Raw genomic sequence first — 25,539 nt, forward strand, 5'->3', positions numbered from 1 at the left:
GCTTGCATCCTGCTCCCACGCCCCGCATCTTGCGGGGCGTCCTTCGTTCCAGGCTTCCGATTTCATGGCAAAGACCCCCATCCCGGCCACCACCACGTCGCGCCCCCTCTGGCAGCGCCTGTTGCTGCGGCGACTCAAGTTCCTCATCGTCGTCGCGGCGGTGCTGGGCGTAGGGGCCGGAGGCGTCTACCTGTTCGCGCCATCCCTGTTGCTGAAGGCGGACGCCGCGCGTCTCGCGATGGCGGCACACATGGAGGAGAAGCAGGTCGTGGCGGGCGATACGACCTGGTCTTACTACGAGGGGGGAACCGGCCCCACCATCGTGCTGCTGCACGGCTTCGCCGCCAACAAGGAAACCTGGCTGGAAATGGCCAAGGGCCTGACCGATCACTTCCATGTCGTCGCACCGGACCTGCCCGGCTGGGGCGAATCGTCGCGCAACGACAACGGCGACTACGGCATTCCCGCACAGGCGGCACGTATCGAAGCGTTCGCGGCGGCGACGGGACTGCAGCATTTCCTGCTGGTTGGCCAGTCGATGGGCGGCGCGATCGCCGGTGTCTACGCAAGCGAACACCCGGACCGGGTCGCGAGCCTCGTGCTGATGAGTTCGCTCGGACTGACCTTCAAGGACAACGACTTCGTTCGTGACGTGAAGGCCGGCAAGAATCCGTTCCTGCTCAAGGACCGTGCCGACCTCGAAGCCCTCCTCGCGCGGATTTTCCTCAAGCCACCGCATATTCCGGGGCGTCTCGAGGACGCGATACTGGACCGTAACGCGAAGGACCACGAGTTCATCGCACGTACGTTCGCCCAGCTGAAAGACCCCGCACAGGCCTACGCGCTCGATCCCGTCATCGGCACATTGCCCATGCCGGTGCTCGGCATGTGGTGCCGGGACGACAAGATCATCGACGTCTCCGCACTGGATACGCTGCGCAACGGTCTGAAGAGCTCGCCAGCCATCAGCGTGACGATCATGAATGGTTGCGGGCACATGCCGATGCTCGAAAAACCCGATGAGACGGCGCGGGTCATCACGGGTTTCGCGCTGGCGCATTGAGGTGGCTTGTCATCGCCAGCGAGCCTGGCGATTCAGTCCGCGACGTCGGCCACCAACCGGTCCAGCTGCATCTTCAATCCGCTGCCATGCGCGCGGAGCCAGTTCCGCTGTTCCTTCCATTCCGGGAAAATGCCTTCGACCCAGTGCCAGAAGCGCGGCGAGTGATTGCGCACCTTCAGATGACACAATTCATGGACGAGCACATAGCGTAGTGCCGCGGGTGGCGCCAGCGCGAGGGCGAGATCCAGATTGATGCGATCGCGCGTATCCAGACTGCCCCAGAGACTTTTCAACGGGCGGATTTTCAATGCGGTAGGGGCCGCGTTGATCATCGGGATATAGGCCGGCAGCCAGCGCGAGACGTCCTTTCGGATCTGAGCTTCGAAGTGAGTGGCGAGCAGACCGCGCGCCACGAGCAACGCCCGCGTGTGCGGACGTGGAATGACAAGGGTGAGGCCGTCCGCCGTCTGATCCACGCGGGGATAGGGACCCTCGGCCCAGTCAAGCGCGATTTCTTCGCCGCGGAACGGGAACGTCGTCGGCACACCGACTTTCAGGCGCGGAAGCGGCTCGGCATCGAGGTGAAACTCGCCGAGTTTCTGCTCGAGCCAGTCGGCATGATGACGGAGAAAGGCCGTCATCTGTGCCGTGTGCGTACCGTTGGGATAGGTGAGGCGGGCACCCTTGGGGGTGACGGTCAGGCGCAGCCGACGCGCGCGCGGGTGCGCCGACTTGAGCACGCGAATCGTGCCTCCGGTCGGCGTCGACAGCTCCAGCCACTCACTTTCTTCCGATGCCATGTCGCGAGTCTCTTTTCGATCCCGACGAACATCCCACCAACCCATATCAATTCCTGCGACGCGGCGCCTGAATCACTCGGGGCGCGGCAACTTGAACCATTCTTCCAGCTTGCCGAGGAGTCGCGCGTACTCGCCTGCCATCAGGGCGAAATTCGCGTCCATCTCCGCGGCAGCCGATTCAGGGCTGTCGCCCTGCTCGTCCAGCACCACATCCGTGAACTTGATCTTACGCAGAATCAGGTCTTCACCGAGCACGAATGAGATGCGGTCGTCGAAGACCAGGCCGAGCTGAAACACCTGCTTACCCGTACGCAGATGCTCACGGATCTCATCGGTGTCGAGATCCTGTCGGCGGCAGCGCGCGATGGCGCCGGAGGCGGTGGCCGGGTCGCGCAGTTCGCATTCGTCGCCGAGCGCCAGACCCGCCGGCAATTCTCCGGTGGCCACCCAGTGAGTCATGAGGATGCGCGGCGATTCCTCCGGCGCCAGCGGCACGGCCGGAAAGCTGCCCAGCGCCTCACGGATCTGGCTGAGGGTGTTCTCAGCCGACTTGCGACTGGATGTGTCCATGACCAGCCAGCCGTGCTTCTTGTCGGCATAAGCGGACATACGCGACGTACGCACGAAGGCGCGCGGCAGCAGCTCGTTCATGACGTCGTCTTTCATGCGCTTACGCTCGCGACCGCTGACCTTGCGGCCCTCTTCGTCGACGATCTTCTGCACGCGGTTGGCCAGCTCGTCGTTCACCACGGACGTCGGCAGGAGCTTGTCTTCGCCGGCGACGGTGACCATCGTGTTGCTGGCGACGGAATGGGTCAGTGCTTCTTCCTTGCGGCCGAGCGGGGAGATAAAGCCGCGCGTCGACATTTCCATCGGACCCACGGAACGAAGGCGATGCTCGGGCAGCACCTCGTCGAGGCGCTGGAGGTCGGCGGCGACCGGCTCGGAGAAACGGAACAGTGTCAGGTTGCGATAGAACATGGATCGGCGATTCTCTTGCGAATGAGGGACCGCGGCGGGCGCGAGGCGCCGCCGGCGTAGGAGCGCGGAATGACGGTCAGACGACCTGGGCGATCGCGGAAGCGACGCGGTCCAGATTGCCGTCGTTGAGCGCGGCGACGCAGATACGGCCGGTACCGACGGCGTAGATGCCGAACTCGGTGCGCAGGCGATCGACCTGCGCCGACGAAAGGCCGGAATAGGAGAACATGCCGCGCTGTGCTTCGATGAAGCCGAAGTCGCCGTGCTTCGCCAGTCGCTCGACCAGACCACGACGCATGGCGCGGATGCGATCGCGCATCTCGCCCAGCTCGGTTTCCCACTGCGCGCGCAGCTCGGCGTGGTTGAGCACCGCCGAGACGACGGCGGCACCGTGGGTCGGGGGGTTGGAATAGTTGGTGCGGATGACGCGCTTGAGCTGCGACTGCACGCGAACGGCTTCGTCATGCGAACCGGTCACGATGGACAAGGCACCCACGCGTTCGCCGTACAGCGAGAACGACTTCGAAAACGAGCTCGCGACGAAGAACGGCAGGCCGGCATCGGCAAAGAGGCGCACCGCGATGGCGTCGGCTTCGATACCGTCGCCGAAGCCCTGATAGGCGATGTCGAGGAAGGGCACGAGGTCGTGCTTGCGCACGGCCTCGATCACGCGCACCCAGTCCGCCTCGACGAGGTCGACACCGGTCGGGTTGTGGCAGCAGGCGTGCAGGACGACGATCGCGCCCCTGGGCAGTTTCGCGAGGCCGCCGAGCATGGCGTCGACGTCGACACCGTGCGTCGCGGCGTCGTAATACGGGTAGTCGACGACCTCGAAGCCCGCTCCTTCGAACAGCGCGCGGTGGTTTTCCCAGCTGGGGTTGCTGATGGCCACGGGCACCGACGGGTTCAGGCGCTTGAGGAAATCGGCGCCGACTTTCAGAGCGCCGGTGCCGCCCAAAGCCTGGGCCGTGACGACGCGGCGATCGGCAAGCAGCGGGGAGGCGGCACCGAAGAGCAGGTTCTGTACGGCGCTGTCGTAGAGGGCGATGCCGTCGATGGGCAGGTAACCGCGCGGCAACTGCGCCTCGAGGCGGGCTTTTTCGGCCTCACGCACGGCGCGCAGGAGCGGCACATGGCCGTTGGCGTCGTAGTACACGCCAACGCCAAGGTTGACCTTGTCGGTGCGGGTGTCTGCGCCGAACGCTTCGTTGAGGCCGAGGATCGGATCGCGCGGTGCGAGTTCGACGGAAGAGAAGAGAGTCATGGTCGGCAGGCCTTGAAGCGGGTAGAGGAAATGATCAGTCGTTATCGTCACCGGCGTCGCCGCCGGTCAGCCAGGCATGTGCGTCGGCGCGTGCCGCGCCTTCGCGTGCGCCCAGCGCCGCGAAGTCGAACAGGCTACGGTCCGTCAGCTGTGAGGGCGCGATATTGCCCATCGCCCGGAAAATCGTTTCGCTGCGGCCGGGATGGGACTTCTCCCATTCCTGCAGCATGCGTTTGACCACCTTACGCTGCATGTTCTCCTGCGAACCGCACAGGTTGCAGGGAATGATGGGAAACGCGCGAGCCTCCGCGTAAGTCTCGATGTCATCCTCGCGGCAGTACGCAAGCGGGCGAATGACGACATGGCGACCGTCGTCCGAGAGCAGCTTCGGCGGCATGGCCTTGAGGCTGCCCTGGTAGAACATGTTCAGGAAGAACGTCCCCAGGATGTCGTCGCGATGGTGACCGAGAGCGATCTTGGTGATCCCGTTGTCCGAAGCCCACTGGTACAGCGCTCCCCGGCGCATGCGCGAGCAGAGGCTGCACATGGTCTTGCCCTGCGGAATCACACGGGTGACGACGCTGTACGTGTCCTGCTCGATGACGTGGAATGGCACGCCCCGCCCTGTCAGGTACTCCGGCAGCACGTGCGCGGGAAAATCCGGCTGCTTCTGGTCGAGATTGACCGCGATCAGTTCGAAACGGACGGGTGCCTTCGCCTGCAGCGACAGCAGCATGTCCAGCATCGTGTAGGAGTCCTTGCCGCCGGAGAGGCAGACCATGATGCGGTCGCCGTCCTCGATCATGCCGAAGTCGGCGATCGCCTGGCCGACCTGGCGACGCAGGCGTTTGGCCAGCTTGCCGGCTTCGTAGCTCTGCTTGCGTGTGGCGTCGGGCGTGGCGGACATGCTCAGGCGGTATTCGGAGGGGACGGCCCCCTATTGTAGCCGCTGCGGGACCCCGCGCCCGGGGTTACAATCGTCGCTCCCCTCCTCGCCCGGCCCAACGCCATGCAGGTCCAGGATCCTCACGAGCTCCAGCAGCGCCTCGCCGAACTGAAGGTCGAGCATCGCGACCTCGACGCCGCCATCGACCATCTGGCCGCCGCCATCAGCCGCGACGAGCTCCAGCTGACCCGCCTGAAAAAGCGTAAGTTGCTGCTGAAGGACACCATTTCCCGTATCGAAAGCCGGCTCATCCCGGATCTGGACGCCTGAAGGACGCCGATGGACCCCGTTCGCCTGGAAAACCCCTACGTCAGCCTCGAGCCGCTGCAACTGGCCCATATCGAGCCGCTGGAGCGCGCGGCGGCGGACGGTGACCTCTGGAAGCTCTGGTTCACCTCGGTGCCCGCCCCGGGCCGCATGACCGACTACGTCGAAGCGGCGCTGCGCGGCCAGGAAGAGGGCCGGATGTCTCCCTGGGCGATCCGCGAGAATGCCTCCGGCGAGATCGTCGGCAGCACGCGCTACTACGACATCGTGAACGATCCGTCCCGGCTGGCCATCGGCTACACCTGGTACGCCCGGCGCTGGCAGCGCAGCCATGTGAACACGGCAAGCAAGCACCTTCTGCTGTCCAACGCCTTCCAGAACGTCGGCGCCGTGGCCGTCGAATTCCACACGGATGCCTACAACCAGGATTCCCAGCGAGCTATCGAGAAGCTGGGGGCCCGGCGTGAAGGCGTGCTCCGGGCCCATAAGCGTCGTCCCGACGGATCGCTGCGTGACACCGTCTGCTACAGCATCCTCGCCACCGAGTGGCCGGATGTGGACAAGTGGCTGCAGTTGCGGCTCGCGCGGCTGGCTCCGCCTCAGGCCTGAGGGACCGCGGCGCTCAGCGCGCCGCCACCGCCTCCGGGTGCGACGGCCGCACGATCAGCGTCGCCGTCATGCCCGCCGACAACACCACGCCCGCCGGCAGGTGGTCGCTGTCGATCCGCACCCGGACCGGCACGCGCTGCGCCAGACGCACCCAGTTGAAGGTCGGATTCACATCGGCCAGCAGGTCGCTTCCGGTCGGGTTGTCGGCGTCGGTGATGCCGCGGGCGATGCTCTCGACGGTGCCCTTCAGGCGCGCACCACCGCTCATCAGGCGGATATCCACCGGATCGCCGATGCGCAGGCCCGGCAACTTGGTTTCTTCGAAGTAGCCGTAGATCCAGTAGGAATGGCTGTCGATCAGGGCGAGGCGGGCCGTGCCGGCACTGGCGTAGTCGCCGACGCGGACGTCGAGATTGGTGACGAAGCCATCCACCGGCGCGCGCACCTCCGTGCGGTCGAGATTGAGCTGTGCGGAAGCGAGTTCGACCTGAGCCTGCGCAACGGCGGCCAGTGACTGCTGCTGCGCCGCACTGGCCTGCTTCGTGCTGGCCTGCGCCTGCTGCCAGCCTGCCTTCGCGGCATTGGCGGCGGCCATGGCGTTCGCCTTGTCTTCCGCCGAGATCACGTTGTTGATCAGTTTCTGGCGGCGCTCGGACTGCGCCTCGTACATCTCGAAATTGGAGCGGCTCTGCAACGCGCCAGCCTGGGCCGCGTTGATGCTCGCCCCCGCGGCGCGCGCCGCCGCCTCGGCGGCATTGAGGTTGGCCTCGGCCTGCGCGACAGCGTTGAGGTAGCGCGCCTTGTCGACGACGAAGAGCAGGTCGCCTTTCTTCACCGTCTGGTTGTCGATGACCTTGACGTCCGTCACCAGTCCGGCGACATCGGGAGCGATGCGGACGATCTCCGCCCGCACGCGCCCGTCACGCGTCCACGGCGAATACATGTAGTGCTTCCACATGGCATGTCCGACGAAGGCGGCGATGACTACGACGACCGCGGTAACGGCGAAACGAATGATGCTGGCGAGTTTCATGAGGGTTCCACTCAGAACATGAACAGCGCGAAGGCGCCGAAGACACAGACGAAGACAGCGAGACGAAACAGCGGCGGATGCCACACGAGCCGGTACAACCCCAGGCGACCCGCAATACCGTCCAGCAGCCACAACAGCAGCAGCGCCAGGACGAAGAAGACGAGCAGGCCGGGAACGAGCGCGTCGCCGAGTGCGATTTCACGAGGCATGAGCGATGTCCTTGGTGAGCGGGGCGTCTGGCATATAGGCGGCGAGGACGGATTCACCATCGAGCAGCGCCATGCGGACGAGATGGAGGTGTTCGAGCAGATGAGCGACACCCTCATGCTCACCCACGCTGGCGATGGCGGTCGCGACGGCGTCGCGCGCCAGCAGGTAGCCGGCCGCATCGGGCTTCTCGTAGAAGCGCGCCAGCGTGCGCAAGGCGTCGTCGAGATAAGGACGAAGCGTCGGCGGCACATCCCCGCGCGCCATGTCGTGACGGAGTTCGATCAGCGCGCGCCCGGTCTCGTGGACCGCGAGGGCCCAGGCGATCAGGGACCGCGAGTCCGCACTGCCCGGCTGGGTCTGCGCGACGACCTGGCTGACCAGATCGTAGTTGACGCTTTCGAACCGATGGCGAAGGCCCGGCAGCGGCGCTTCGGCGGCAAGCGCGACCTGCCCGCGCAGACGGGCCAGCTGGCGCCGGCGCAGCCACGCGCTCCCGATGGCTGGCGGAATCACGACGAACGAGACGGCGGCGGCGCCAAGTCCCACGACCTGGGCGATGGCGTCATTGATGAAGTGAGCGGGATCGTAAACCTGCACGTTCTTCAGCGAGAGGATGTAGGCGAAGCCCATCGCCCAGCCGAGTCCATAGAACGCGAGACGCTGCGTCATCATCATGACCAGCCCGAGGGCCAGGAAAGGTGCGACGCACACGACGAGCAGCCCATACCCGTCGACCTGGGTCAGCAGGAGAAACTCGCAGATAAATCCGACCGCCATTCCCGACAGATAGCCGAGCATGACCTGCCAGGTCACGCGCGTCGGATTGGGAATCGTGGCGAAGAGGCCCGCGAAGACCGTCGCCAGCAGCATCGCGCTCGAGCCCAGCGGCCATGCGCTGTAGATCCAGAACGCACCGAGCACGAGCATCGTCAGCGTCGTGCGAAACGTGGCAAGGCCCGCACCGAGGAAGTCGTTGCCGCGATCGAAGCGCACGCGCTCGGCGGAGCCGGCGATCACCCGCGGCGTCTGCAGGGACGCCGCGGCGTCGACGTAACCGTGCAGCTCATCGACGAAGCGGGTCAGCAGCGAGGCGCCCGTGTCGAAGTCACGCACGTCCTGCGAGTCGGACAAGGACGCGCGCAGGCCCGGAACCGATGCGCGCATCATGTCACGCGCCGACACCAGCCTGGGCAACAGGACACGGGCGGCGGCGCCGGCCTCGATGGGTGCATCGAGCGCCTCACCGATGGGCGCGTAAAGCCGGATGAGCGTATCCGCGGCGAGATCGCGCTGCGCGCGCTTCAGCCGGTTGATCAGGTGATGCAGCGACTGGAAGCTGGTCGACGCGGCCATGAAGCGCTGGTTGAAAAGACGCAGGTGATTGCTGCGCGCACGCGCTTCGGCGTCCTCGAAAATCACCGAGCTGCGCAGGTCTTCGAGCGTCACGGCGGCGCGCACGAAACGCAGGTGCGCTTTCTCCATGGTGTCACGCGCGATGCTTCCCCCGGTGCTGTCGCGCACGAAGCCGACGAAGCTCGCGAACTGCTCGCGGCCCGCGCGACGCAGGACGTCACGCATGCGACTCGGAAAAACGATGTCGTTGACCAGGCCACTGACCATCAGGCCGAGCAGCACCTCGCTGATGCGAGCCCACGAAGAGTCGAAGACGCCGGGGGGATTGTCGATGACGGGAATGGCGACGATGGCCGCCGTGTAACCGCCCAGTACGAACGCGTACGACTTGAAGTTACGGTACAGCGTGGCACCGCCGGCGCAGACGCCGATCCACAGCGACAGCGCGAGAAGGAAGAGGTCGCGCTCCTGCGGGAAGGCAGCCACGATGGCGATCGCCGCCGTGGCACCGGCGAGGGTACCGATCGCACGATAGAAGCTCTTGGCCAGCACCATGCCGGACTGGCGGTTGGCGACAATGACCGTGGTCAGCATCGCTGTCGAAGGCGCCGGCAGGTCGAGTCGCATGGCGAGCCAGCCCGTCAGGAAAAAGGCGATCAGCGTCTTGACCACGAACAGCCAGACGTTGACCTCCTCGCGCAGCGTCTCGACGACGATCTGGCGGGTGCCGGGGGTGGCGTTTTGTAGGCCGGTGGCAGACATGGCGCGCCCTGGTTACTCCCCGAATCCAGCCAGCATCTTCTTCAGCAGGCCTTCCAGCAGCGCCTGTTCCGATGGCTGCAGATTACGGGTCTGCCGATGAAGCAGCGTGACGATATCCGGCAGGAAGCTCTCGATCAGTTCGAGGCCCTCGGGGGTCAGGGTCAGGGTGACCTTGCGGCGATCCTCGTCGCTGCCGGTCCGCACGATGTAGCCCTTGTCGCAGAGCTGGGTCGTCAGCCGGGTGATGTTGGCCGACTTCTCCCCGGCGGCCTCGGCCAGCTGCGACGGATTCATCGCGCTGTCCGGCGAACCGTAGAGCATCATCAGGATGTTGTACTCGGGATGGTTCAGCCCGAACGGCTTCGTCACGGCGTTGGCCTCGTCGTGCACTTCCTTGTAGATGTGCTTGATGAGGCGAACGAGCACGGCCGGCTCCCGCGGAAACGCCGGATACTTCGCGCGGGTGACGTCGAGGCGTGCTTCGGTGGGGGCGAAATCGCTCATGGGATGTCCCGTCTTCGGTTACCCCATAAGTATATAGTTCATTTCTGTATTATCAATAGGTGTAATTTATCCGGAAGAAATCGCGGTGCGGTCGAGCAGGTGGCGGAGTCGCTGCGGCTCGCTGCTGGCGGACGGACGGACGACATCGGCAAGGATGGAGCCGGTCGACAACTTTGCACGCAGAAGGCTGCATCGATCGGTAGTGAAAGGTCTACGCGCTCAACGCAACGCCTCGGCGAGCCGCAACAACAGCGCCGCGACCGCCTGGGGATCCTCCGGTGCCGACGCATCGCGCAGACGTCTTTCCGCGTCGGCCACGATGCCCGACGCGGCGTCCAGTGCATCGATTCCCGCGGCGGTGAGCTCGGTTTTCTGAACCCGTCCGTGGTCGGGGTCGGCCGTGCGCACGATGAGGTCCGCGCGTTCCAGCGCGACCAGGATGCCTTGCATCGTCTGTGGCGTCACAAAGGCGCGCCGTGCGAGCGTCGCGTTCGACGCACCCGCTTCGTTCTTCAGATAGGTGAGCACGGCGTATTGCGGCGTCGTCAGTCCGATCTCCCGCAGACCGGCGTCCATCCTCGTTCGCAGCGCCTGCTGGGCCATTTTCAAGGCGTAGCCGATGGTCGCGTAGGGATCGCCCATCTTGGGTCGCGATTTACGGCTGGTCATATCAGGGCCCTTACATTAGTATCAGCACACTGATATCTTAGCCCAACTCACGCACAGGAGAGATTGTCATGCCCCATCTGATCGGCCCCGACTTCGTCGGCATTCAAACCCATGATCTCGATGCGGCACGGGCTTTCTACACCGATGTCGTGGGGCTGAAGGTCGCAGCCCAAAGCCCTCCCGGCGCCGTGGTCTTCGATACCCGACCCATTCCGTTCGCCGTGCGCACGCCTGTCGCCGAGCTCAGCCGAAACGACAACCTCGGTGAGGGCATCGCTCTCTGGTTCGGATGCGACGATGCCGATGCGCTGCACGATCATCTCGTCGGGCACGGGACGCCCATTGTGTTCGCACCGAAAGATGGCCCTTTCGGCCGCTACTTCGCCTTTGTCGATCCGTTCGGTTACACGATCACGGCGCATACCGTCGCGCACTCCGGCAGCTGAGCAAGAGCAATGCCCTCATCCCGCCCGCGTCGCCACCACAGGCGGGACCGCCGCCGCGCGCAGGGCGGGCCCCAGCACGGCCAACTGCCCGAGAATCCACAGCGTCGCGCCACCGACCGCCAGATACCACGGCGGCAACAAGGGCACTTCGTAGAAGTGCATGAGCGTGAGGCTGGCAGCGTAAGCCAGCAGCACGCCTGCGCCGATGCCCATGCTGACGATGAAGAAATTCTCCAGCTGGAAGTACTGGACGATGTCGCGACGGGACGCGCCGATCGCCCGGCGAATGCCGATCTGCTTACGCCGCCGCTGCACCCAGAAGCTCGCCAGGCCGACGATGCCCAGCGCCGTCACCAGCAACAGGGTCGCGATGATGCCGACGAGGAGACTCATCATCGCCCTGTCGTTGGCGAAGTGGGCGGCGCGCAACGCCGGCAGAGAGTCGCTGTTTTCACGGATCAGCACGGCATCCGGCGCCAGTGCGGTCACCGCCTCGCGCGCCTTGTGCATCACGGCGGGTAGATCGCCCGGCTTCGCGCGAATCACGTAAGTGCCGGCCAGCGTGGGCCCGGCAAGCGACGGCGCGAACACCGACCAGTCCGTTTCCTCCGGCCCCATGGAACCGGGCCTGGCGATGGAGAGGTGTTCCATGACGCCGATGACACGGAAGTGGTTCTTGTCGACGAAGATCTCCTTGCCCAGGGGACTTACCCCAGGCCACATGTGATCGGCGGCGGCGCGTGTAATCAGCACATTCGCCTGGGAGGGAAAGAAGTCGCCCACCGGGCGGTAGTCCTCGGCGCCGGGCGCGCGCCCTTCGACGATGCGAATGCCCAGTGCCTCCAGCGTGCCGGGCGTGCCCAGATAAACGTCGACGACGCCACCCTCGCGCTGTCCCGCGGCGTCCAGCGTTACGCCTACGGTTCCCGCGCCGTGACTGAAGGGCACCGTGTTCACCACGTTGACCGCCGTCACCCCGGGGATGGCACGAAGCCCGGCCACCATCCGCGCGTTGAGGTCATTGGCGCGTCCCGGTTCGAAACCCGACAGATACAACGTGCCGAGCGAAGCCTCGTCGATACCGGTCACCAGCTGCATGGCTTGCCAGCGTGCCGCGATCAGCGAGCACGCATTGCACATGACGGCGCAGGCAAGCGCGATCTGCAGCACGATGAGCGTGGTGGCGAGGCGGTGATGCCGGAGTGCGGCGAAGATGGGGTGCGTCCGCATGGCGATCGTCCTTACAGCGTCTTCAGGTGCAGCGCGGGGGCGACCCGACCGGCACGGATGGCGGGTAGCGCGCCCGCCAGCAAGCTGGTCGTCACGGCGAGAACGAACGTCGTCATGAACATCGATGCATCGAGTCGGACCATATCCGCATAAGGCACAGGTTGCTGGCGCACCAGCCACAGGCCGGCCAGGGTGAACAACCAGCCGAGCAGACCGCCGACGACGCCGATGACGCCGGTCTCGACGAGGCACTGCATGACGACCGCCCCGCGCGTCGCCCCCAGCGCCCGACGCACACTGAAGTCCGCGCCACGGCGAAGGAACTTCGCGAGCAACAGGCCGACGGTGTTGCACAGGCAGATGGCGAGGAAGGCGAACGCAAGCCATACCTGCAAGCGCACGTCACCGGGTACGACACGATTGCTCGTCATCCATTCCATCAGCGATCGCACGGCCGTCAGGTCGTGACGGAAGCGACCTTGCGCCTTCTGTTGCGCGGCGTAGTCGGCCACGAAGCGGCGATACGCCGCGACTTTCGCATCGTCCTGCAGCCGCACCCACAACCTCACCCAAAGACACGGCGCATCCTGCAGATGGCCCGGAGACGGAGGAAGTTGCCAGCACGTGAACTGGACGAAATTGCCGTCGTTGATTTCGAGGCCGGACTGGAAAGGCGTCATCACGTCCTCGACCTTCCCGTAAAAGTCGGCCGTGTCGCCATGCGCCATGCGGCCGCCGTAGACGTCGTAAAAGAGCGGTGACGGACGCCAGGGTTTCAGCACACCCACGATGCGAACGTCGCTGTCGCGCAGGCGGATGATCTTGCCGATACTGTTTTCACCTCGGAAGAGCCTGTGGTTCAGATCGGACGAGATCACGGCGACCCGAGCGTGCTTCTCGTCATCCTCCGCCGTCCAGGCGCCGCCATATTCGAAGGGCGCCGCGAACATGGTGAAGAAGTCCGCATGAGTCGACAGCATGCTCAGCAGCAGTGGCGGCGATGTCGACGCCGGGACATGGACCTTGATCGTGCTCCCGACCAGAAGTGCCTGCTGATCCGCGCGCTTCGCCTTCCACAGATCCATCGCGGAGCGGTAGTCCATCACTTCGCTGGGATGCGTGGGCGTTGCATCCTGGGGATACGGCGTGACCTGCACGTAATGGAGATGCTCGCTTCGACCCGGAAGCGGATCCCCTGAGAGCAGATGCATCACGGTCAGCGTGGTCATGCTGGTGCCGATACCCACCGCGATGGCCAGCACCATCAGGCCCGTCAGTACGGGATTGCGCCTGAGGCTGCGCACGGCCAGTTCAACGTAATAGCCAAACATCCCGGTCGGTCCCCTGCCCTTGTTCGCATACCCGGAAGAGCAAGAGACGGGCCAAACCAACAAAAGGACGCTAACTCGCGCTGGCTCAGCGAGTTACGGCACCGCGTGACACGCCGGCCCGGTGTCCGCGGACAGTGTCCGTGTCCGCGACCGTGTCCGCGACCGTGTCCGCGACCGTGTCCGCCACCGTGTCCGACCGGGCTGACGGTCACGTGCCCTATCCGTGCCGGTGCTTTCCCCGATGGGATCGGCCGCGCGCTGGCGATCAGCCTGCCCTGACCGTCAGCAGGTCCTCGATGCCCGCGCGCCAGAACAACTCGCGACGCATGCGGTCCGCGACGCCACTGACGATTTCCGCACCGTCCTGCGACGGATCGACATGCACCCGGAACGGCCGCTTGCCGAAGGGCAGCCCGACCACCTCGACGATCTTCGTTGCCACCTCACCCGCGTCGGCGTCGGCCGGTTCGAGCGCAGCCAACCCCTTCAGGATCGTGTCCGGCATCCCCTTGTACGGACCATCCATGTAGGCGGCCGCCCGCGGCTCATCGGAGGGCTTGCCCGCATGAGCGAAGTGGTTGGTTCCTCTGGTGAAGGCGCCCGGCACCATGATCGAAGTCTCGATACCGAAGCGGGTCAGCTCGCCGGCATAGCTGACCGCGAGCGAGTCCATGGCGGCTTTCGCGGCGAAGTACGGACCGAGAAACGGCGGCGTGCCACCGCGCGTGCTGCTCGATGAGACCCAGAGCAGCAGGCCCCTGCCCTGCGCACGCATCACCGGTAACGCGGCGCGGTTCACCCTTTGCGTGCCGAGGACATTGACGTCGTAGAGCTGGGCGTACTGCTCCGCCGTAAAGGCTTCAGCGGGACCGAACACCATATGACCCGCGTTGTGCACGAGGACGTCCAGACGGCCATCGCGATCCACGATGGTTTTCACGGCCGCCTCTGCGGATGCCTCGGAGGTGACATCGAGCTCGACGACGCGAAGATCGACCTGGCGTTCAGCCGCTTCTTTCAGGACCGCTTCGGCGTTGGCGGCATTGCGACCCGCGACATCGCGCATGCTGGCATAGACCGTGTGTCCCGCCGCCGCGAGTGCGCGCGCCGTGAGCAGGCCGAAACCGCTGGATGCTCCGGTAATGAGGATGATCTGCTTCATGTCAGACGACCCCTCCGTTGGCGCGCAGCACCTGACCGTTGATCCAGCCGCCGTCCGGCCCCGCGAGGAATGCCACGGCAGCGGCGATGTCGTCCGGCGTGCCCAGGCGCTCCAGCGGTGACAGCTTGGCCAGTCGGTCGACCAGCTCGGGCGACTTGCCGTCGAGGAACAGGTCGGTGCCGGTCGGGCCGGGTGCGATCGCATTCACCGTGATATGGCGGCCACGCAGTTCGCGCGCCAGCACCATCGTGGTGGCTTCGATGGCCGCCTTGGTCGCGGCGTAGGCGGCATAGCCCGGCTGCAACAGGGCAACCACGCTGGAAGAGAAATTGACGATGCGGCCGCCTTCGCGAAGGCGCGTCGCCGCTTCGCGCATGGTGTTGTAGCTGCCTTTGACGTTGATCGCGAAGAGGCGATCGAAGTCCTCGTCCTTCAACTCGGCCACCGGGGCCAGCGCCATCACGCCCGCGTTGTTCACCAGGACATCCACGCCGCCGTAAACCTCCTCGGCCTTGTCGAACAGGCGACGCACATCCGCGGCGTTCGCGACATCCGCCTGCGCACTGATCGCCTGGCCACCGGCCGTTTCGATCTCCCGGACGACCGCCTCGGCCGCCTGCGCGCTACCCGAATAGTTCACGAGGATGGTAAAGCCGTCGCTGGCGAGCCGTTTGGCAACCGCGGCACCGATGCCGCGCGAGGCACCCGTCACGATGGCGATCCTGCTGTTTTTCACGTTCATATCGGTTCTCCGGTACCGGCGCGATTGCCGGGCGAGACCATGATGGGCGTTGGCTGCCCGCGGATAATCCACCTATATTGGGCTTCACTATTCCTTGCAATGGAACAAAAGATGGCCCTGGACCGTTTCGATACCATGCGATTGTTCGTCCGCATCGTGGAACGGAGAAGCTTCACGCTCGCCGCGACGGACCTCGACCTGCCGCGGTCGACGGTTACGCAGGCGATCAAGCGTCTCGAGGCCAGACTCGGCATCCGCCTGCTCCAGCGAACCACCCGACATGTCAGTCCGACGCTGGATGGGGAGGCTTACCATCGCCGCTGCGTATCGATCCTCGCCGACGTGGAGGATGCGGAGGCGGCCTTCGTGGACGCTCGCCCGGCCGGTCTATTGCGCGTGGACGTACACGGCACCCTCGCCCGCCACTTCGTCCTTCCGTCGCTGCCGGAGTTCCTGGCCCGTTATCCCGCACTGAAGATCCACGTGGGCGAAGGCGACCGGTGGGTGGATCTCGTTCGCGAAGGGGTGGACTGCGTTTTACGTGTCGGCGATCTGAGCGACAGCACGATGGTGGGACGCCGCATCGCCTGGCTGGACGAGGTGACGTGCGCCAGCCCCGGATATCTCGAAAGACACGGTGGCATGCCCTCGTCTCCGGACGATCTCGCCGGGCATGAGGCCATCGGCTTCCTGTCGACGTCGACGGGAGCAACGCTGCCCCTGGAATTCGTCGTCGGCGACGACGTGCGGCACGTCACTTTGCCATCGACGGTCACGGTGACGGGCGCGGAGACGAATCTGACACTCGCGCGGCTGGGGCTGGGCCTGATTCAGGTGCCGAGATACCACGTGGCCGCTGACCTCGCGGCCGGCACGCTCGTCGAAGTACTGAAAGCGTTTCCGCCGACACCGTCGCCGGTATCTCTGCTCTACCCGCACAACCGGCAGCTGTCGCCGCGGGTGCGCGTGTTCATCGACTGGCTGGCGGTGACCTTCGCCCGGCACGCGGGCGAAGGGGTGAGACCGATCTGAGCCAGGCTCAGTTCTTCAGCGGGACGGTTTCGAACCCAGCCTGCGGCGCCGTGTTGTTGTTCTGCGGCGGAGGCGGCGGCGGGTTGTTGGCACGGCCCGGACCGGCACCGCGAGGCCCACACGAATACGCGCCCCACTCCTGCGAACCACCGTTCGGATCGCCGAGCGGCTTGACGGTATCCGCGCCCATCTTCGCGGCTTCGTTGCGTGCGAGCACTTCGAGTTCGTCGCGGACCTTCAGGTCGTTGCGATCGATGGGGCCGACACGACTCTGTACGGAGACGGTGACCTTGCCCTGATCGCGACAGCTGGACACGTCGCCGTTCCAGGCGGTGCGGACATTGCGCGCGCTGTCATCGAGCTTGATGCCCCACGTGCAGGCCGAAAGGGCGAGCGGGATGAGGAGGACAAGGGCCTTGCGCATGGTAGAGCTCCGGAAGATCGTTCGATGGGTATGCTAGCCGGATGGAAGCGAGGGCGCGATCTTCTTCGATCGCGCCCTCGCGCCCGGTCACTTTTTCGAGGGGGCCGGTTTGGACCTGGCCGCCCTGGCAGGCACGGTGTCCTTCGCGGGCGCGCCATCGGCATCGATCACGTGCACTTCGCCGAGGTTCAGCGCCCGCACCGGGGCCTCGATCTTGCGCAGATCGCCGACGATCACCCAGGTCAGCGCGTCCGGATGGATCACGGCTGACAAGGCGTCTTCGGCGTCCTTGCGGTCGACGCCTTCGATACGCGACTTCAGCGTCTGCACGTAGTCGTCCGGACGGTCGTAAATCAGGATGCCCGTGATCGCCCCCAGAACGGCCGAGGTGGTCTCGAAGCTACCGGGCAGCGCACGAACACGCTGCGCGCGGATCTTATCGATTTCCTCGTCGGTCAGCGGCTTCGGTCCGATAACAGCCTTTGCCTCCTTGAGGATTTCCGCAGCGGACTCGGCGGTCTTATCGGTCTGCACCGGCGCGTAGAACAACAGCGGGCGCTGACCCTGAGCATCGGAAAGCATGCTGCCCGCACCATAAGCCCAACGCTTCTCCTCACGCAGGTTCATGTTGAGGCGCGAGGTGAACGTGCCACCGAAGGCACCATTGGCGATGCCGAGGTCGAGCGCGTTCTTCGCCTTGGTCGACGGCGCCAGCAGACCCGCCAGGATCAGCGACTGTGGGGCGTCGGTCCGGTTGATCAGGAAGACGCGCGGCCTGGGCTGCGCGGCGACTTCACCGATGTTCTTCTTCGGCAGCGCGGTGGACGGCGCCTGCCAGTCGCCAAAGACAGCATCGAGTTTTGGCAGGATGTCGGCAAGCGTCGTGTCGCCGGCGACGACGATGCGCACGTTGTCGGGGCGCAGGTAGTCGCGCTGGAATGCGGCGAGATCATCGGCGGTGAGCGAAGCGATGGCCTTTTCGGTGCCGCTACCGGTGAACGGAATACCGTACGCGTGATCCTTGCCGTAAAGCAACGGCGGCAGGGTGCGCAATGCGAGCCCGGTTGGCTCGGTTTTCTCCTGCGCGATGCCCGCGATCCACTGGCCGCGCACGCGCTCGATGTCGTCCGCCTTGAACGCCGGATTGCGCGTGATGTCGGCGAACAGCGCCAGCGACGGCGTGAGGTCGGTGTTCAGCGCGTTGAGACCGACGCTGCAGTTATCGAGCGAGCAGCTGGACGACACGATGGCGCCGAGACGCTCCTTGCGGCGCGCGACCTCCACGGAATCGAGCGACTTCGTGCTCTCTTCCAGCAGGGCGGAGGTGAAGCTCGCCGTGCCCAGCTTACGGCCCTGATCCGCCGCATAGCCGGCATTGAACAGAAGCTGCACCTGAGTGACCGGCACCGTGTGGCGCTCGGCAAGCACGACTTCGATGCCGTTCTTCAGCTTGCCGCGCTGCAGTTTCGGGAAGGACAGGTCGGGGAACGTGTCGACGGCGGGCACACCCGTGCTGCGGTCCACCTCGGACTTGCCGACGGTATATGTCTTCGCGGGGGGAGTGACGGCGGCCGGACGACCTTGCGCGTCGCCCAGACCCACCACGGCCTTGTCTTCGGCCGCGGGATCGAAACCCGGCGCGGCAGGCAGCACGGTCAGCGTGTAGTCGCCCTTGGCAAGCCAGGTCTTCGATGCCGCAAGCACGGAAGCCGTTGTGGCGTTCTGCGCGCGCTCGAGATCCTTCTTATAGGCCTCGGGATCGTTCCGGTAGACCTGACCTTCGGCAAGGATGACCGCCTTGCCACCGAAGCCACCGACCTTTTCGAGGCCGCGTACGAAACCGGCACGATTGGCGACCTTGGCACGTAGCAGTTCGTCGTCGGTCGGCCCCTTGGCCAGGTAGTCCTTCCAGACGTCGGCGACCGCCGCTTCGACCTTCGCCGGATCGACGCCGTTTTTCACGTCGACCGTCAGCTGCACCTGACTGGCCAGGGCGAAAGGCGAAATACCCAGGCTCACGTCGTCCGCGATCTTGTCCTGGTAGACGAGGCGCTGGTACAGCCGTGAGGTCTTGCCGCCACCGAGCACGGTCGTGGCAAGGTCGAGCTGCACGGCGTCGTCGGTGCCCAGCTGCGGCACGATCCACGTACGCACGATGCGCGTCTGCGCGACCTGGTCATGCTGGGTGCCCCGGGAGGATGTCTGCACCGGCGTGATCCACGCCTGCTGGCGAGGAACCGGCGGACCCGCCGGTATGTCACCGAAGTACTTCTCGGCCTTGGCCTTCGCCTGTGCCACCGTGATGTCGCCGGCGAGCACCAGCGTGGTGTTGGACGCGCCGTAGTAATCGTGGAACCACTGCTTGACGTCGGCGAGCGAGGCCGCGTCGAGGTCGGCCATCGAACCGATGGTGTCGTGGTGATACGGATGATTGGCCGGGAAGGTGTTGACCAGGACGTTTTCGTCGACGCGGCCGTAGGGGCGGTTTTCGCCCTGGCGCTTTTCGTTCTGGACGACACCGCGCTGGGTGTCCAGCTCCTTCTGACCGATGGCGCCGAGCAGGTGGCCCATGCGATCGGATTCCATCCACAGCGCCATGTCGACGGCGGTGGTCGGGACGGTCTCGAAATAGTTGGTGCGGTCGAACCAGGTGGTGCCGTTCATGTCCGTGGCGCCGGCACGTTCGAAGGGCTGGAAGTAGGTGCCCTTACGGTTTTCCGACCCAGAGAACATGAGGTGTTCGAAGAGGTGCGCGAAGCCGGTCTTGCCGGCCGGTTCGTCTCCCGAGCCCACGTGGTACCAGATGCTGACCGCGACGACGGGCGCCTTGTGGTCCTCATGCACGACCACTGTCAGCCCGTTGGGCAGCTGGAAACGGGTGTAGGGAATGTCGGGAATCGCATCGGGAGAGGTGGTGGCCGCGGCGGCGGCCCCGACGAAGGAGATCAGCCCGGCGGCGAGCAGGGCGAGGCGGTTCTTCATGCACGGCTCCAGTGGGCCTTCATGGCCCGGGTCCCGTGGAGGCTAGCCCGCGATGTCGTCCGGACGCAATCGGGCATGTCGGAGTGTGCGGACGGTGTCCGCTCGCACACGGTCAGTGTCCGCGGACAGGCATCCGTTTCGGAACGACCTGACAAACCTCATGCGAATCAGCTGATTGCGCGCTCTTAAAGACTGGCACGGCGTTTGCGTTACTAGGCATGCCCCGCCGGACGGCCTTTCGCTCCGGCAACACTGAGGACGACACCATGAAATACGAAATGCTGATGCTCCGCGCCCTGCTCGCCACGTCGATGTTCGTCTGTGGCCTGACTCTGTTCCAGATGGTCTGACCCAAAAGAACCCGTACCCGGAGCCACCGCCATGCAACACGAACTGCTCATCCTGCGCACCCTGCTCGTCGCCTCCCTGCTGGTCTGCGGCCTGATTGTCGGCAACATGCTTACGTACACCGGCGCGCCGATCCAGCTGGCTGCGACCAGCCAGATGAACCCCGTCGCGACGACCGCGTGCGTATCGGGCGACGATGCCGCCGCGTGCCCGCCGCCGGCGGCATAATGGGGGCATGCCCCACGTCATCCTGTTCCGACCCGAGATTCCGCCCAATACGGGCAATGTGATTCGTCTGTGCGCCAACACCGGCGCGACCCTGCACCTGATACGACCGCTCGGCTTCGAGCTGGACGATGCCCGGTTGCGCCGAGCCGGACTGGATTACCACGAGTTCGCCAGCGTCGCGGTCCATGACGACCTTGACGCCTGTCTGGATGCCATCGGCCGACCCCGTGTCTTCTCCTTCTCGACCCGGGGGCGCCAGCTTCATACCGACGTCGCCTTCGGGATGACCGACGCACTGCTCTTCGGCTGTGAAACGGCCGGCCTGCCCGACGACGTACTCGACGCGATTCCGGAGGCACAGCGCGTGCGCCTGCCCATGCGTCCGGGCAATCGCAGCCTCAATCTGTCCAACGCGGTCGCGGTCGCCGTGTTCGAAGCGTGGCGTCAGGCGGGTTTCGACGGCGCGGGCTGACCCGCGCAAGCTACAATCGGGGCATGACCCCCGAACGACCCTCCGCCGACGCCGGCCCGAACCGCTTCCTGCCCCGTCCGCTGCGCGTACTGGCCGGACGCGCCATGGAGACCGCACTCAACCGCGCGGTCGACCTCGATCCCGACACCCGTGCCCGTCTCGACGCGCTCGATGGCCGCAGTGTGCAGGTGCATCTCGCCGGCCCCGAACTGGGCATCCGCATTACGGTGGAAAAGGGCCGCTTGCGCGTGGGACCGCCTGAAGACGGCGGCAGCCTGCGTGTCGTCGCCTCGCCCGGCAGTCTCCTCGCCATGGCCATGCGCCGCGACGACGACGGCGTGGCGCCCGGCAAGGTGGACATCGCCGGCGATGCCGAACTCGCTCGCCGCCTGGAGCGGCTTGCGCGCCAGTACGCGCCGGATGTCGAGGAAGCTTTCGCGAAGACCTTCGGCGACCGGATTAGCGTCCCCCTGGCCAAAGCCCTCCGCGATGGGCTCGCCCACGCGCGCGACACGGTGTCGCACCTGACCGAGGACGGCGCCGACTGGCTTCGTGACGAAGGCAGGGTCGCGGTGGCGCCGGGCGAGATGGATATCTTCCTCGACGGGGTCGATACGGTCCGCGAACGCGCCGAGCGCGCGGAGGCCCGGCTTGCCCGACTCGAGCGTGCCCTGAAGGAGCGACATTCATGACGCCGCTGCGCCTTGCTCCACGCCTGCTGCGTGTCGCCGCCATCCTGCTCAAGTACCAGCTCGACGAAGTGATCGAGGGCGCGCATATCTACCGCCCGCTCAAGCTGCTGCGCCCACTGTTTCCCGGGCCGGCCGCCGACACCCGCGGCATGTCGCGCGGCGCGCGGTTGCGTCTCGCTCTGACCGAACTCGGCCCGATCTTCGTCAAGGCCGGCCAGGTGCTGTCGACACGGCGCGATCTGGTGCCGCCGGACATCGCCGACGAACTCGCGCTGTTGCAGGATCAGGTGCCGCCTTTCCCCGGCGCCGAGGCACGCGCGATCGTCGAGCGCGAATTGCGTGCGCCGGTCGCGACACTGTTCGCCAGCTTCGACGAGAACGCACTGGCGTCCGCCTCCATCGCCCAGGTGCACGCGGCCACGCTGCACGACGGCCGCGAGGTGGTGCTCAAAGTGTTGCGCCCCGGCATCGACAAGCGGATTGCCCGCGACATCGACCTGCTCCATGCACTCGGTGAGCTCGCCCAGCGCTGGCACCCGGCCGCGGACAAGATCCGTCCGCTCGAGGTGGTGGCCGAGGTCGAGAAGATGCTCGAGAACGAGCTCGACCTGCAACGCGAAGGCGCCAGCGCCAGCCTGCTCCGGCGCAACTTCGCCAGCGGCATCGACTTGTATGTCCCGGAAGTGCACTGGGACTTCAGCACCCAGGGCGTGCTGACCCTGGAACGCGTGCGCGGCGTCAGCGCCGATGACGTCGTCGCGATCGACGCCGCCGGCCTCGATCGCAAGGCGCTCGCCGAGAAGGGCGTGCGCTTGTTCTACGAGCAGGTCTTCCGCGACAATTTCTTCCACGCCGATGCCCACCCCGGCAATATCTGGGTCGACACCTCGCGTGTGGACGAGCCGCGATTCATCGCGCTCGACTTCGGCATCATGGGTTCGCTGCCCGAGGCCGACCAGTACTGGCTCGCCGAAAACTTCATCGCCCTGTTCGAGCGCGACTACGCGCGCATCGCGCAGCTGCATGTCGCCGCCGGCTGGATGCCGTCGACCATCCGGCTGGATGAGCTCGAGGCCGCTGTGCGCACGGTCTGCGAGCCCTACTTCACACGCCCGCTGTCGCAGATATCCATCGCCGAGCTGGTGGTGAAGCTCTTCCAGACCGCGCGTCGCTTCGAGCTCACGCTGCAGCCACAGCTGATCCTGCTGCAGAAGACATTGCTCAATATCGAAGGCGTCGGCCGCATGCTCGACCCCGAGATCGATATCTGGGCCGTCGCTCACCCGGTGCTTCGCCGGATCCTGCGCGAGCGCTACAGCGTGCGGGCTACCCTGCGCGACGTGCGTCGTCGCCTGCCGGAATGGATCCATACGGCGCCGCGCGTGCCCGAGCTGGTGCGCGACGCGCTGCGTCAGGTCGCCAGCGGCGAACGGCGCGAGATAGCGGACCCGATCGCTCTCGCCCTGGCACGCGACGATGCGAGACGCATGCGGCGCCTGATCGCCTGCGGCCTGCTCGGCGCTACGCTGCTGATCTGTGCGGCCCTGATCGGTACGTTGTCGTCGCGTGGCATGTGGCCGGCGATCGCCGCCGCCGTGGTGGGTGTCGCCGCATTCATCGCGGGCTGGCCGCGCCGGGTGCCCTGACCGACGTGCTCGAGATCCTCTATCAGGACGACGACATCGTCGCCGTCAACAAACCCGCGAACCTCGCCGTACACCGGTCGAAGTTCGTCGGGCCGGACGATGCGTTTCTGATCGACCTGCTCCGTGAGCAAGTGGATGGGCCGCTGCACCTGGCGCACCGACTGGATCGCGCCACGTCGGGTGTCCTGCTCGTGGCCCGCTCGCCGGAAGTCGCCGCCCAGCTTGGCGAACAGTTCATGGGCCGCAGTGTCCGTAAGCGGTACCTCGCCGTGGTGCGCGGCTGGCCCGATCCGGCGGAAGGCACCATCGACTACCCGTTGCCAGGCTCGAAAGACACAGGACCACGACGCGAGGCCAGTACGGACTACCGGCAACTGGCCACGACGGAAGTCGACATTCCGCTGGGCCGTTACGAGAAGCAGCGTTATGCACTCATGCTCGCTGAGCCTCGGACCGGCCGCTTCCGTCAGATCCGCAAGCATTTCGCTCACATCCATCATCCGTTGGTCGGCGACAGCCAGCACGGACGGGGTGACCACAATCGCCTGTTCAAGCAGCACTTCGCGTCGCATCGCCTGCTGCTGCACGCCGCGGCGCTGGAGTTCGTGCATCCCACCGCGATTCGCCCGATGTGTATCGAGGCGAGTCTGGACGACACCTGGCTGCGCCTGATCGAACGCTTCGCCTGGCGGGATGCCTACGCCTGGCCTGCGGCAGCGCACGACGGGATTTAGCGGGCCGGCTGCTAGAATCCGCAGCCATCATGCTTATCGTCACCGCCTCCATTGCGATTCCCGATGCCGAACTGATCGAGCGCTTCACGCGCGCGGACGGCCCCGGAGGACAGCACGTCAACCGAACCGAGAGCGCGGTCGAACTGCGCTTCGACGTCGCGTCGTCGCCGTCGCTGCCCGACGCGGTTCGCGAGCGCCTGCTTGCCCGTGGCGACCGCCGGATCACGGATGCCGGCGTGCTGGTGATCCAGGCCCGGCGTTTCCGCGAGCAGGCGCGCAACCGAGATGACGCCCGCGACCGTCTTGCCGAGATCATTCGCGCTGCGACAGTCGTGGCGAAGAAGCGCGTTGCCACCAAGCCGACCCGCGCCTCGAAAGAACGCCGTCTCGCGGGCAAGACCCAGCGCAGCCAGACCAAGAAAGGTCGTTCCACCAAGTGGAGCGCCGAGTGACCCTCCCTCCCCTGGATGGCATTCCCGTACTCGGCCCGAACATTCCGCAGCTGCCCGTGTCCCGCTGGATGCGCATCTGCCGGTGGGTGATCAAGCGCAGCGGATGGCGTGTCGTCGGCGACATGCCGAACCTGCCCAAAGTCATTCTCATCGGCGCACCGCACTCGTCGTACTGGGACGGTGTGTGGGGCTTGCTGGTGAAGTCGGCCATGGGCATGGACGTCGGGGTGATGATCAAGCGTGAAGTCCTCAACGGGCCGTTGGGTCCTGTGGTGCGCAGGCTCGGCATGATTCCCATCGATCGTTCCGCGGCCACCAATGTCGTCGACCAGATGGTCAAGCGCTTTGCCGAGCACGAGAAGATGTGGGTCGCCATTGCGCCCGAGGGCACGCGTAAGCCCGTCAAGCAATGGAAGTCGGGATTTCTGCGTATCGCGCGAGCCGCCGGCGTGCCTATCCAGACGGTGTTCATCGATTACCCGACGAAGACATTCACCGTGGGACCGCTGGTCCATGCCTCGGGTGATATGGAAGCGGACATGACGCGCATCCGCGCCATGTTCGCGGGGTATCGCGGGAAGCATCGCGGGGTGTGAAGCGTGACGATCACCCGATGCCGTAGGACAGGCGCACGAGGTAATCGAGTGGGGTGTGGTTGATATTTTTTACGCGGAGGCGGTAGGTACCGGGCGGGAGTCGCGCAAGGGTGACCGAGATGCCTTCGGCGCGGGGACGCCATTCACCGTCCTGAAACTGCTCGAACGACAGGTAGCCTCGTCCGGCGGAAGCCATCACCGATCCCGTGCATCCAGTGCGCCACTCCCGGACGACCGCGAACTGTTGGCTCTGCAGCCTTACACTAAGCCCTTCCAACCTCGTGTAGATCTGGCACGTACCCGCTGGCACGCCACGGGACCCCGCTTGCGCGGCGAGTGCGGCGGCAGACAGAAGTCCGAACGCAATGAGTACCACTACCTTCTTTTGATGACGCATAGATATTCCTTGGCGACGCGCAGAACCGCGCTTCGGCAAGGTATGCGGTATCGACGACCTCAAACGGCGATCTGACGGCAGTCAGGCGGCGAGACGACACGATGTTCGTCGGCAGCTCACGAGGTCGACTTACCCACACACTTCGCGCCAGTCACCTGCGCGTC

General features: G+C 65.6%; 29 protein-coding genes. 13 read left to right on the forward strand and 16 right to left on the reverse strand.

The features are described 5' to 3' along the window. Positions 1 to 64: 64 nt before the first annotated feature. A complete protein-coding gene (locus FA87_RS17435; RefSeq protein WP_239709125.1) occupies positions 65 to 1,063 on the forward strand; it encodes an alpha/beta fold hydrolase in 999 nt (332 codons plus the stop codon). A 32-nt stretch (positions 1,064 to 1,095) separates the two neighbouring features. Here the strand turns inward: FA87_RS17435 and FA87_RS17440 are convergent, their stop codons facing one another. The 4 genes from FA87_RS17440 to ttcA all read right to left on the reverse strand — a co-directional run bounded on the left by FA87_RS17440 (position 1,096) and on the right by ttcA (position 5,015). After that, on the reverse strand, positions 1,096 to 1,863 hold the full coding sequence (locus FA87_RS17440; RefSeq protein WP_043696327.1) for a YgjP-like metallopeptidase domain-containing protein: 768 nt from the start codon (positions 1,861 to 1,863) through the stop codon (positions 1,096 to 1,098). 72 nt (positions 1,864 to 1,935) lie between these two features. Further along, positions 1,936 to 2,844 (reverse strand): recombination-associated protein RdgC, encoded by a 909-nt coding sequence (locus FA87_RS17445; protein ID WP_043696330.1) that lies wholly within the window; start codon positions 2,842 to 2,844, stop codon positions 1,936 to 1,938. 76 nt (positions 2,845 to 2,920) lie between these two features. Then, positions 2,921 to 4,108 carry an amino acid aminotransferase gene (locus FA87_RS17450; RefSeq protein WP_036109668.1) on the reverse strand — a complete coding sequence of 396 codons (1,188 nt, stop codon included), beginning with the start codon at positions 4,106 to 4,108 and terminating at the stop codon, positions 2,921 to 2,923. A gap of 34 nt (positions 4,109 to 4,142) precedes the next feature. Then, positions 4,143 to 5,015 carry a tRNA 2-thiocytidine(32) synthetase TtcA gene (ttcA, locus tag FA87_RS17455; RefSeq protein WP_036109665.1) on the reverse strand — a complete coding sequence of 291 codons (873 nt, stop codon included), beginning with the start codon at positions 5,013 to 5,015 and terminating at the stop codon, positions 4,143 to 4,145. Positions 5,016 to 5,117: 102 nt separating this feature from the next. On the opposite strand from ttcA, the gene FA87_RS17460 reads away from it, so the two are divergent. Continuing rightward, a complete protein-coding gene (locus FA87_RS17460) occupies positions 5,118 to 5,324 on the forward strand; it encodes a DUF465 domain-containing protein (protein ID WP_036109662.1) in 207 nt (68 codons plus the stop codon). 9 nt (positions 5,325 to 5,333) lie between these two features. Continuing rightward, positions 5,334 to 5,930, forward strand: a complete 597-nt coding sequence (locus FA87_RS17465; RefSeq protein ID WP_036109659.1) for a GNAT family protein — start codon at positions 5,334 to 5,336, stop codon at positions 5,928 to 5,930. Between the two features lie 13 nt (positions 5,931 to 5,943). On the opposite strand, the gene FA87_RS17470 is transcribed toward FA87_RS17465, so the two are convergent. The 5 genes from FA87_RS17470 to FA87_RS17490 all read right to left on the reverse strand — a co-directional run bounded on the left by FA87_RS17470 (position 5,944) and on the right by FA87_RS17490 (position 10,461). Further along, positions 5,944 to 6,963: an HlyD family secretion protein gene (locus FA87_RS17470; protein WP_036109656.1), complete on the reverse strand. Its 1,020-nt coding sequence runs from the start codon at positions 6,961 to 6,963 to the stop codon at positions 5,944 to 5,946. A gap of 11 nt (positions 6,964 to 6,974) precedes the next feature. Further along, complete coding sequence (locus tag FA87_RS17475; RefSeq protein WP_036109654.1) at positions 6,975 to 7,172, reverse strand: DUF1656 domain-containing protein; 198 nt, start codon at positions 7,170 to 7,172, stop codon at positions 6,975 to 6,977. Next, entirely contained in the window at positions 7,162 to 9,288 is a 2,127-nt protein-coding gene (locus FA87_RS17480) for an FUSC family protein (protein ID WP_043696333.1), read from the reverse strand. Before FA87_RS17480 ends, FA87_RS17475 begins: the two co-directional genes overlap by 11 nt. Before the next feature lie 12 nt (positions 9,289 to 9,300). Continuing rightward, entirely contained in the window at positions 9,301 to 9,792 is a 492-nt protein-coding gene (locus FA87_RS17485) for a MarR family transcriptional regulator (RefSeq protein ID WP_036109649.1), read from the reverse strand. Between the two features lie 219 nt (positions 9,793 to 10,011). Continuing rightward, a complete protein-coding gene (locus tag FA87_RS17490; RefSeq protein WP_239709126.1) occupies positions 10,012 to 10,461 on the reverse strand; it encodes a MarR family transcriptional regulator in 450 nt (149 codons plus the stop codon). A 68-nt stretch (positions 10,462 to 10,529) separates the two neighbouring features. On the opposite strand from FA87_RS17490, the gene FA87_RS17495 reads away from it, so the two are divergent. Continuing rightward, positions 10,530 to 10,907: a VOC family protein gene (locus FA87_RS17495; protein ID WP_036109611.1), complete on the forward strand. Its 378-nt coding sequence runs from the start codon at positions 10,530 to 10,532 to the stop codon at positions 10,905 to 10,907. Positions 10,908 to 10,922: 15 nt separating this feature from the next. Here the strand turns inward: FA87_RS17495 and FA87_RS17500 are convergent, their stop codons facing one another. From FA87_RS17500 to FA87_RS17515, 4 genes are all read right to left on the reverse strand, one after another. Beyond that, complete coding sequence (locus tag FA87_RS17500) at positions 10,923 to 12,137, reverse strand: FtsX-like permease family protein (protein ID WP_043696337.1); 1,215 nt, start codon at positions 12,135 to 12,137, stop codon at positions 10,923 to 10,925. 11 nt (positions 12,138 to 12,148) lie between these two features. Then, on the reverse strand, positions 12,149 to 13,468 hold the full coding sequence (locus FA87_RS17505) for an ABC transporter permease (RefSeq protein ID WP_043696340.1): 1,320 nt from the start codon (positions 13,466 to 13,468) through the stop codon (positions 12,149 to 12,151). A gap of 265 nt (positions 13,469 to 13,733) precedes the next feature. Then, a complete protein-coding gene (locus FA87_RS17510) occupies positions 13,734 to 14,630 on the reverse strand; it encodes an SDR family oxidoreductase (RefSeq protein WP_043696343.1) in 897 nt (298 codons plus the stop codon). A 1-nt stretch (position 14,631) separates the two neighbouring features. After that, entirely contained in the window at positions 14,632 to 15,372 is a 741-nt protein-coding gene (locus FA87_RS17515) for an SDR family oxidoreductase (RefSeq protein ID WP_043696345.1), read from the reverse strand. A gap of 117 nt (positions 15,373 to 15,489) precedes the next feature. On the opposite strand from FA87_RS17515, the gene FA87_RS17520 reads away from it, so the two are divergent. After that, positions 15,490 to 16,404, forward strand: coding sequence for a LysR family transcriptional regulator (locus tag FA87_RS17520; protein ID WP_043698425.1), 915 nt, complete (start codon positions 15,490 to 15,492; stop codon positions 16,402 to 16,404). Between the two features lie 7 nt (positions 16,405 to 16,411). Here the strand turns inward: FA87_RS17520 and FA87_RS17525 are convergent, their stop codons facing one another. Next, positions 16,412 to 16,828 carry a DUF4156 domain-containing protein gene (locus FA87_RS17525; protein ID WP_036109595.1) on the reverse strand — a complete coding sequence of 139 codons (417 nt, stop codon included), beginning with the start codon at positions 16,826 to 16,828 and terminating at the stop codon, positions 16,412 to 16,414. Between the two features lie 87 nt (positions 16,829 to 16,915). Continuing rightward, a complete protein-coding gene (locus FA87_RS17530) occupies positions 16,916 to 19,810 on the reverse strand; it encodes a pitrilysin family protein (protein WP_043696348.1) in 2,895 nt (964 codons plus the stop codon). Positions 19,811 to 20,028: 218 nt separating this feature from the next. On the opposite strand from FA87_RS17530, the gene FA87_RS21330 reads away from it, so the two are divergent. The 8 genes from FA87_RS21330 to FA87_RS17565 are packed head-to-tail and all read left to right on the forward strand — an operon-like array spanning position 20,029 to position 24,978. Then, positions 20,029 to 20,160: a hypothetical protein gene (locus tag FA87_RS21330; RefSeq protein ID WP_255349725.1), complete on the forward strand. Its 132-nt coding sequence runs from the start codon at positions 20,029 to 20,031 to the stop codon at positions 20,158 to 20,160. 31 nt (positions 20,161 to 20,191) lie between these two features. Continuing rightward, positions 20,192 to 20,386 (forward strand): hypothetical protein, encoded by a 195-nt coding sequence (locus FA87_RS17535; protein ID WP_043696351.1) that lies wholly within the window; start codon positions 20,192 to 20,194, stop codon positions 20,384 to 20,386. A gap of 7 nt (positions 20,387 to 20,393) precedes the next feature. Continuing rightward, on the forward strand, positions 20,394 to 20,858 hold the full coding sequence (locus FA87_RS17540) for a tRNA (cytidine(34)-2'-O)-methyltransferase (RefSeq protein WP_043696354.1): 465 nt from the start codon (positions 20,394 to 20,396) through the stop codon (positions 20,856 to 20,858). 23 nt (positions 20,859 to 20,881) lie between these two features. Further along, complete coding sequence (locus FA87_RS17545; RefSeq protein ID WP_043696357.1) at positions 20,882 to 21,550, forward strand: SCP2 sterol-binding domain-containing protein; 669 nt, start codon at positions 20,882 to 20,884, stop codon at positions 21,548 to 21,550. Continuing rightward, positions 21,547 to 23,196 (forward strand): ubiquinone biosynthesis regulatory protein kinase UbiB, encoded by a 1,650-nt coding sequence (gene ubiB / locus FA87_RS17550; RefSeq protein WP_036109579.1) that lies wholly within the window; start codon positions 21,547 to 21,549, stop codon positions 23,194 to 23,196. Before FA87_RS17545 ends, ubiB begins: the two co-directional genes overlap by 4 nt. A 5-nt stretch (positions 23,197 to 23,201) precedes the next feature. Continuing rightward, the gene (locus FA87_RS17555) at positions 23,202 to 23,930 is read left to right on the forward strand and encodes a pseudouridine synthase (RefSeq protein ID WP_043698428.1); all 729 of its coding nucleotides are present in this window, start codon (positions 23,202 to 23,204) and stop codon (positions 23,928 to 23,930) included. A 29-nt stretch (positions 23,931 to 23,959) separates the two neighbouring features. Next, positions 23,960 to 24,382 (forward strand): alternative ribosome rescue aminoacyl-tRNA hydrolase ArfB, encoded by a 423-nt coding sequence (gene arfB / locus FA87_RS17560; protein ID WP_036109575.1) that lies wholly within the window; start codon positions 23,960 to 23,962, stop codon positions 24,380 to 24,382. Next, on the forward strand, positions 24,379 to 24,978 hold the full coding sequence (locus FA87_RS17565) for a 1-acyl-sn-glycerol-3-phosphate acyltransferase (protein WP_239709127.1): 600 nt from the start codon (positions 24,379 to 24,381) through the stop codon (positions 24,976 to 24,978). Before arfB ends, FA87_RS17565 begins: the two co-directional genes overlap by 4 nt. 10 nt (positions 24,979 to 24,988) lie before the next feature. Here the strand turns inward: FA87_RS17565 and FA87_RS17570 are convergent, their stop codons facing one another. Beyond that, complete coding sequence (locus FA87_RS17570) at positions 24,989 to 25,174, reverse strand: hypothetical protein (protein ID WP_043696360.1); 186 nt, start codon at positions 25,172 to 25,174, stop codon at positions 24,989 to 24,991. Between the last annotated feature and the right edge of the window lie 365 nt (positions 25,175 to 25,539).

Origin of the sequence: Luteibacter sp. 9133 (assembly GCF_000800155.1) — a bacterium.
Taxonomy (GTDB): Bacteria; Pseudomonadota; Gammaproteobacteria; order Xanthomonadales; family Rhodanobacteraceae; genus Luteibacter; species Luteibacter mycovicinus.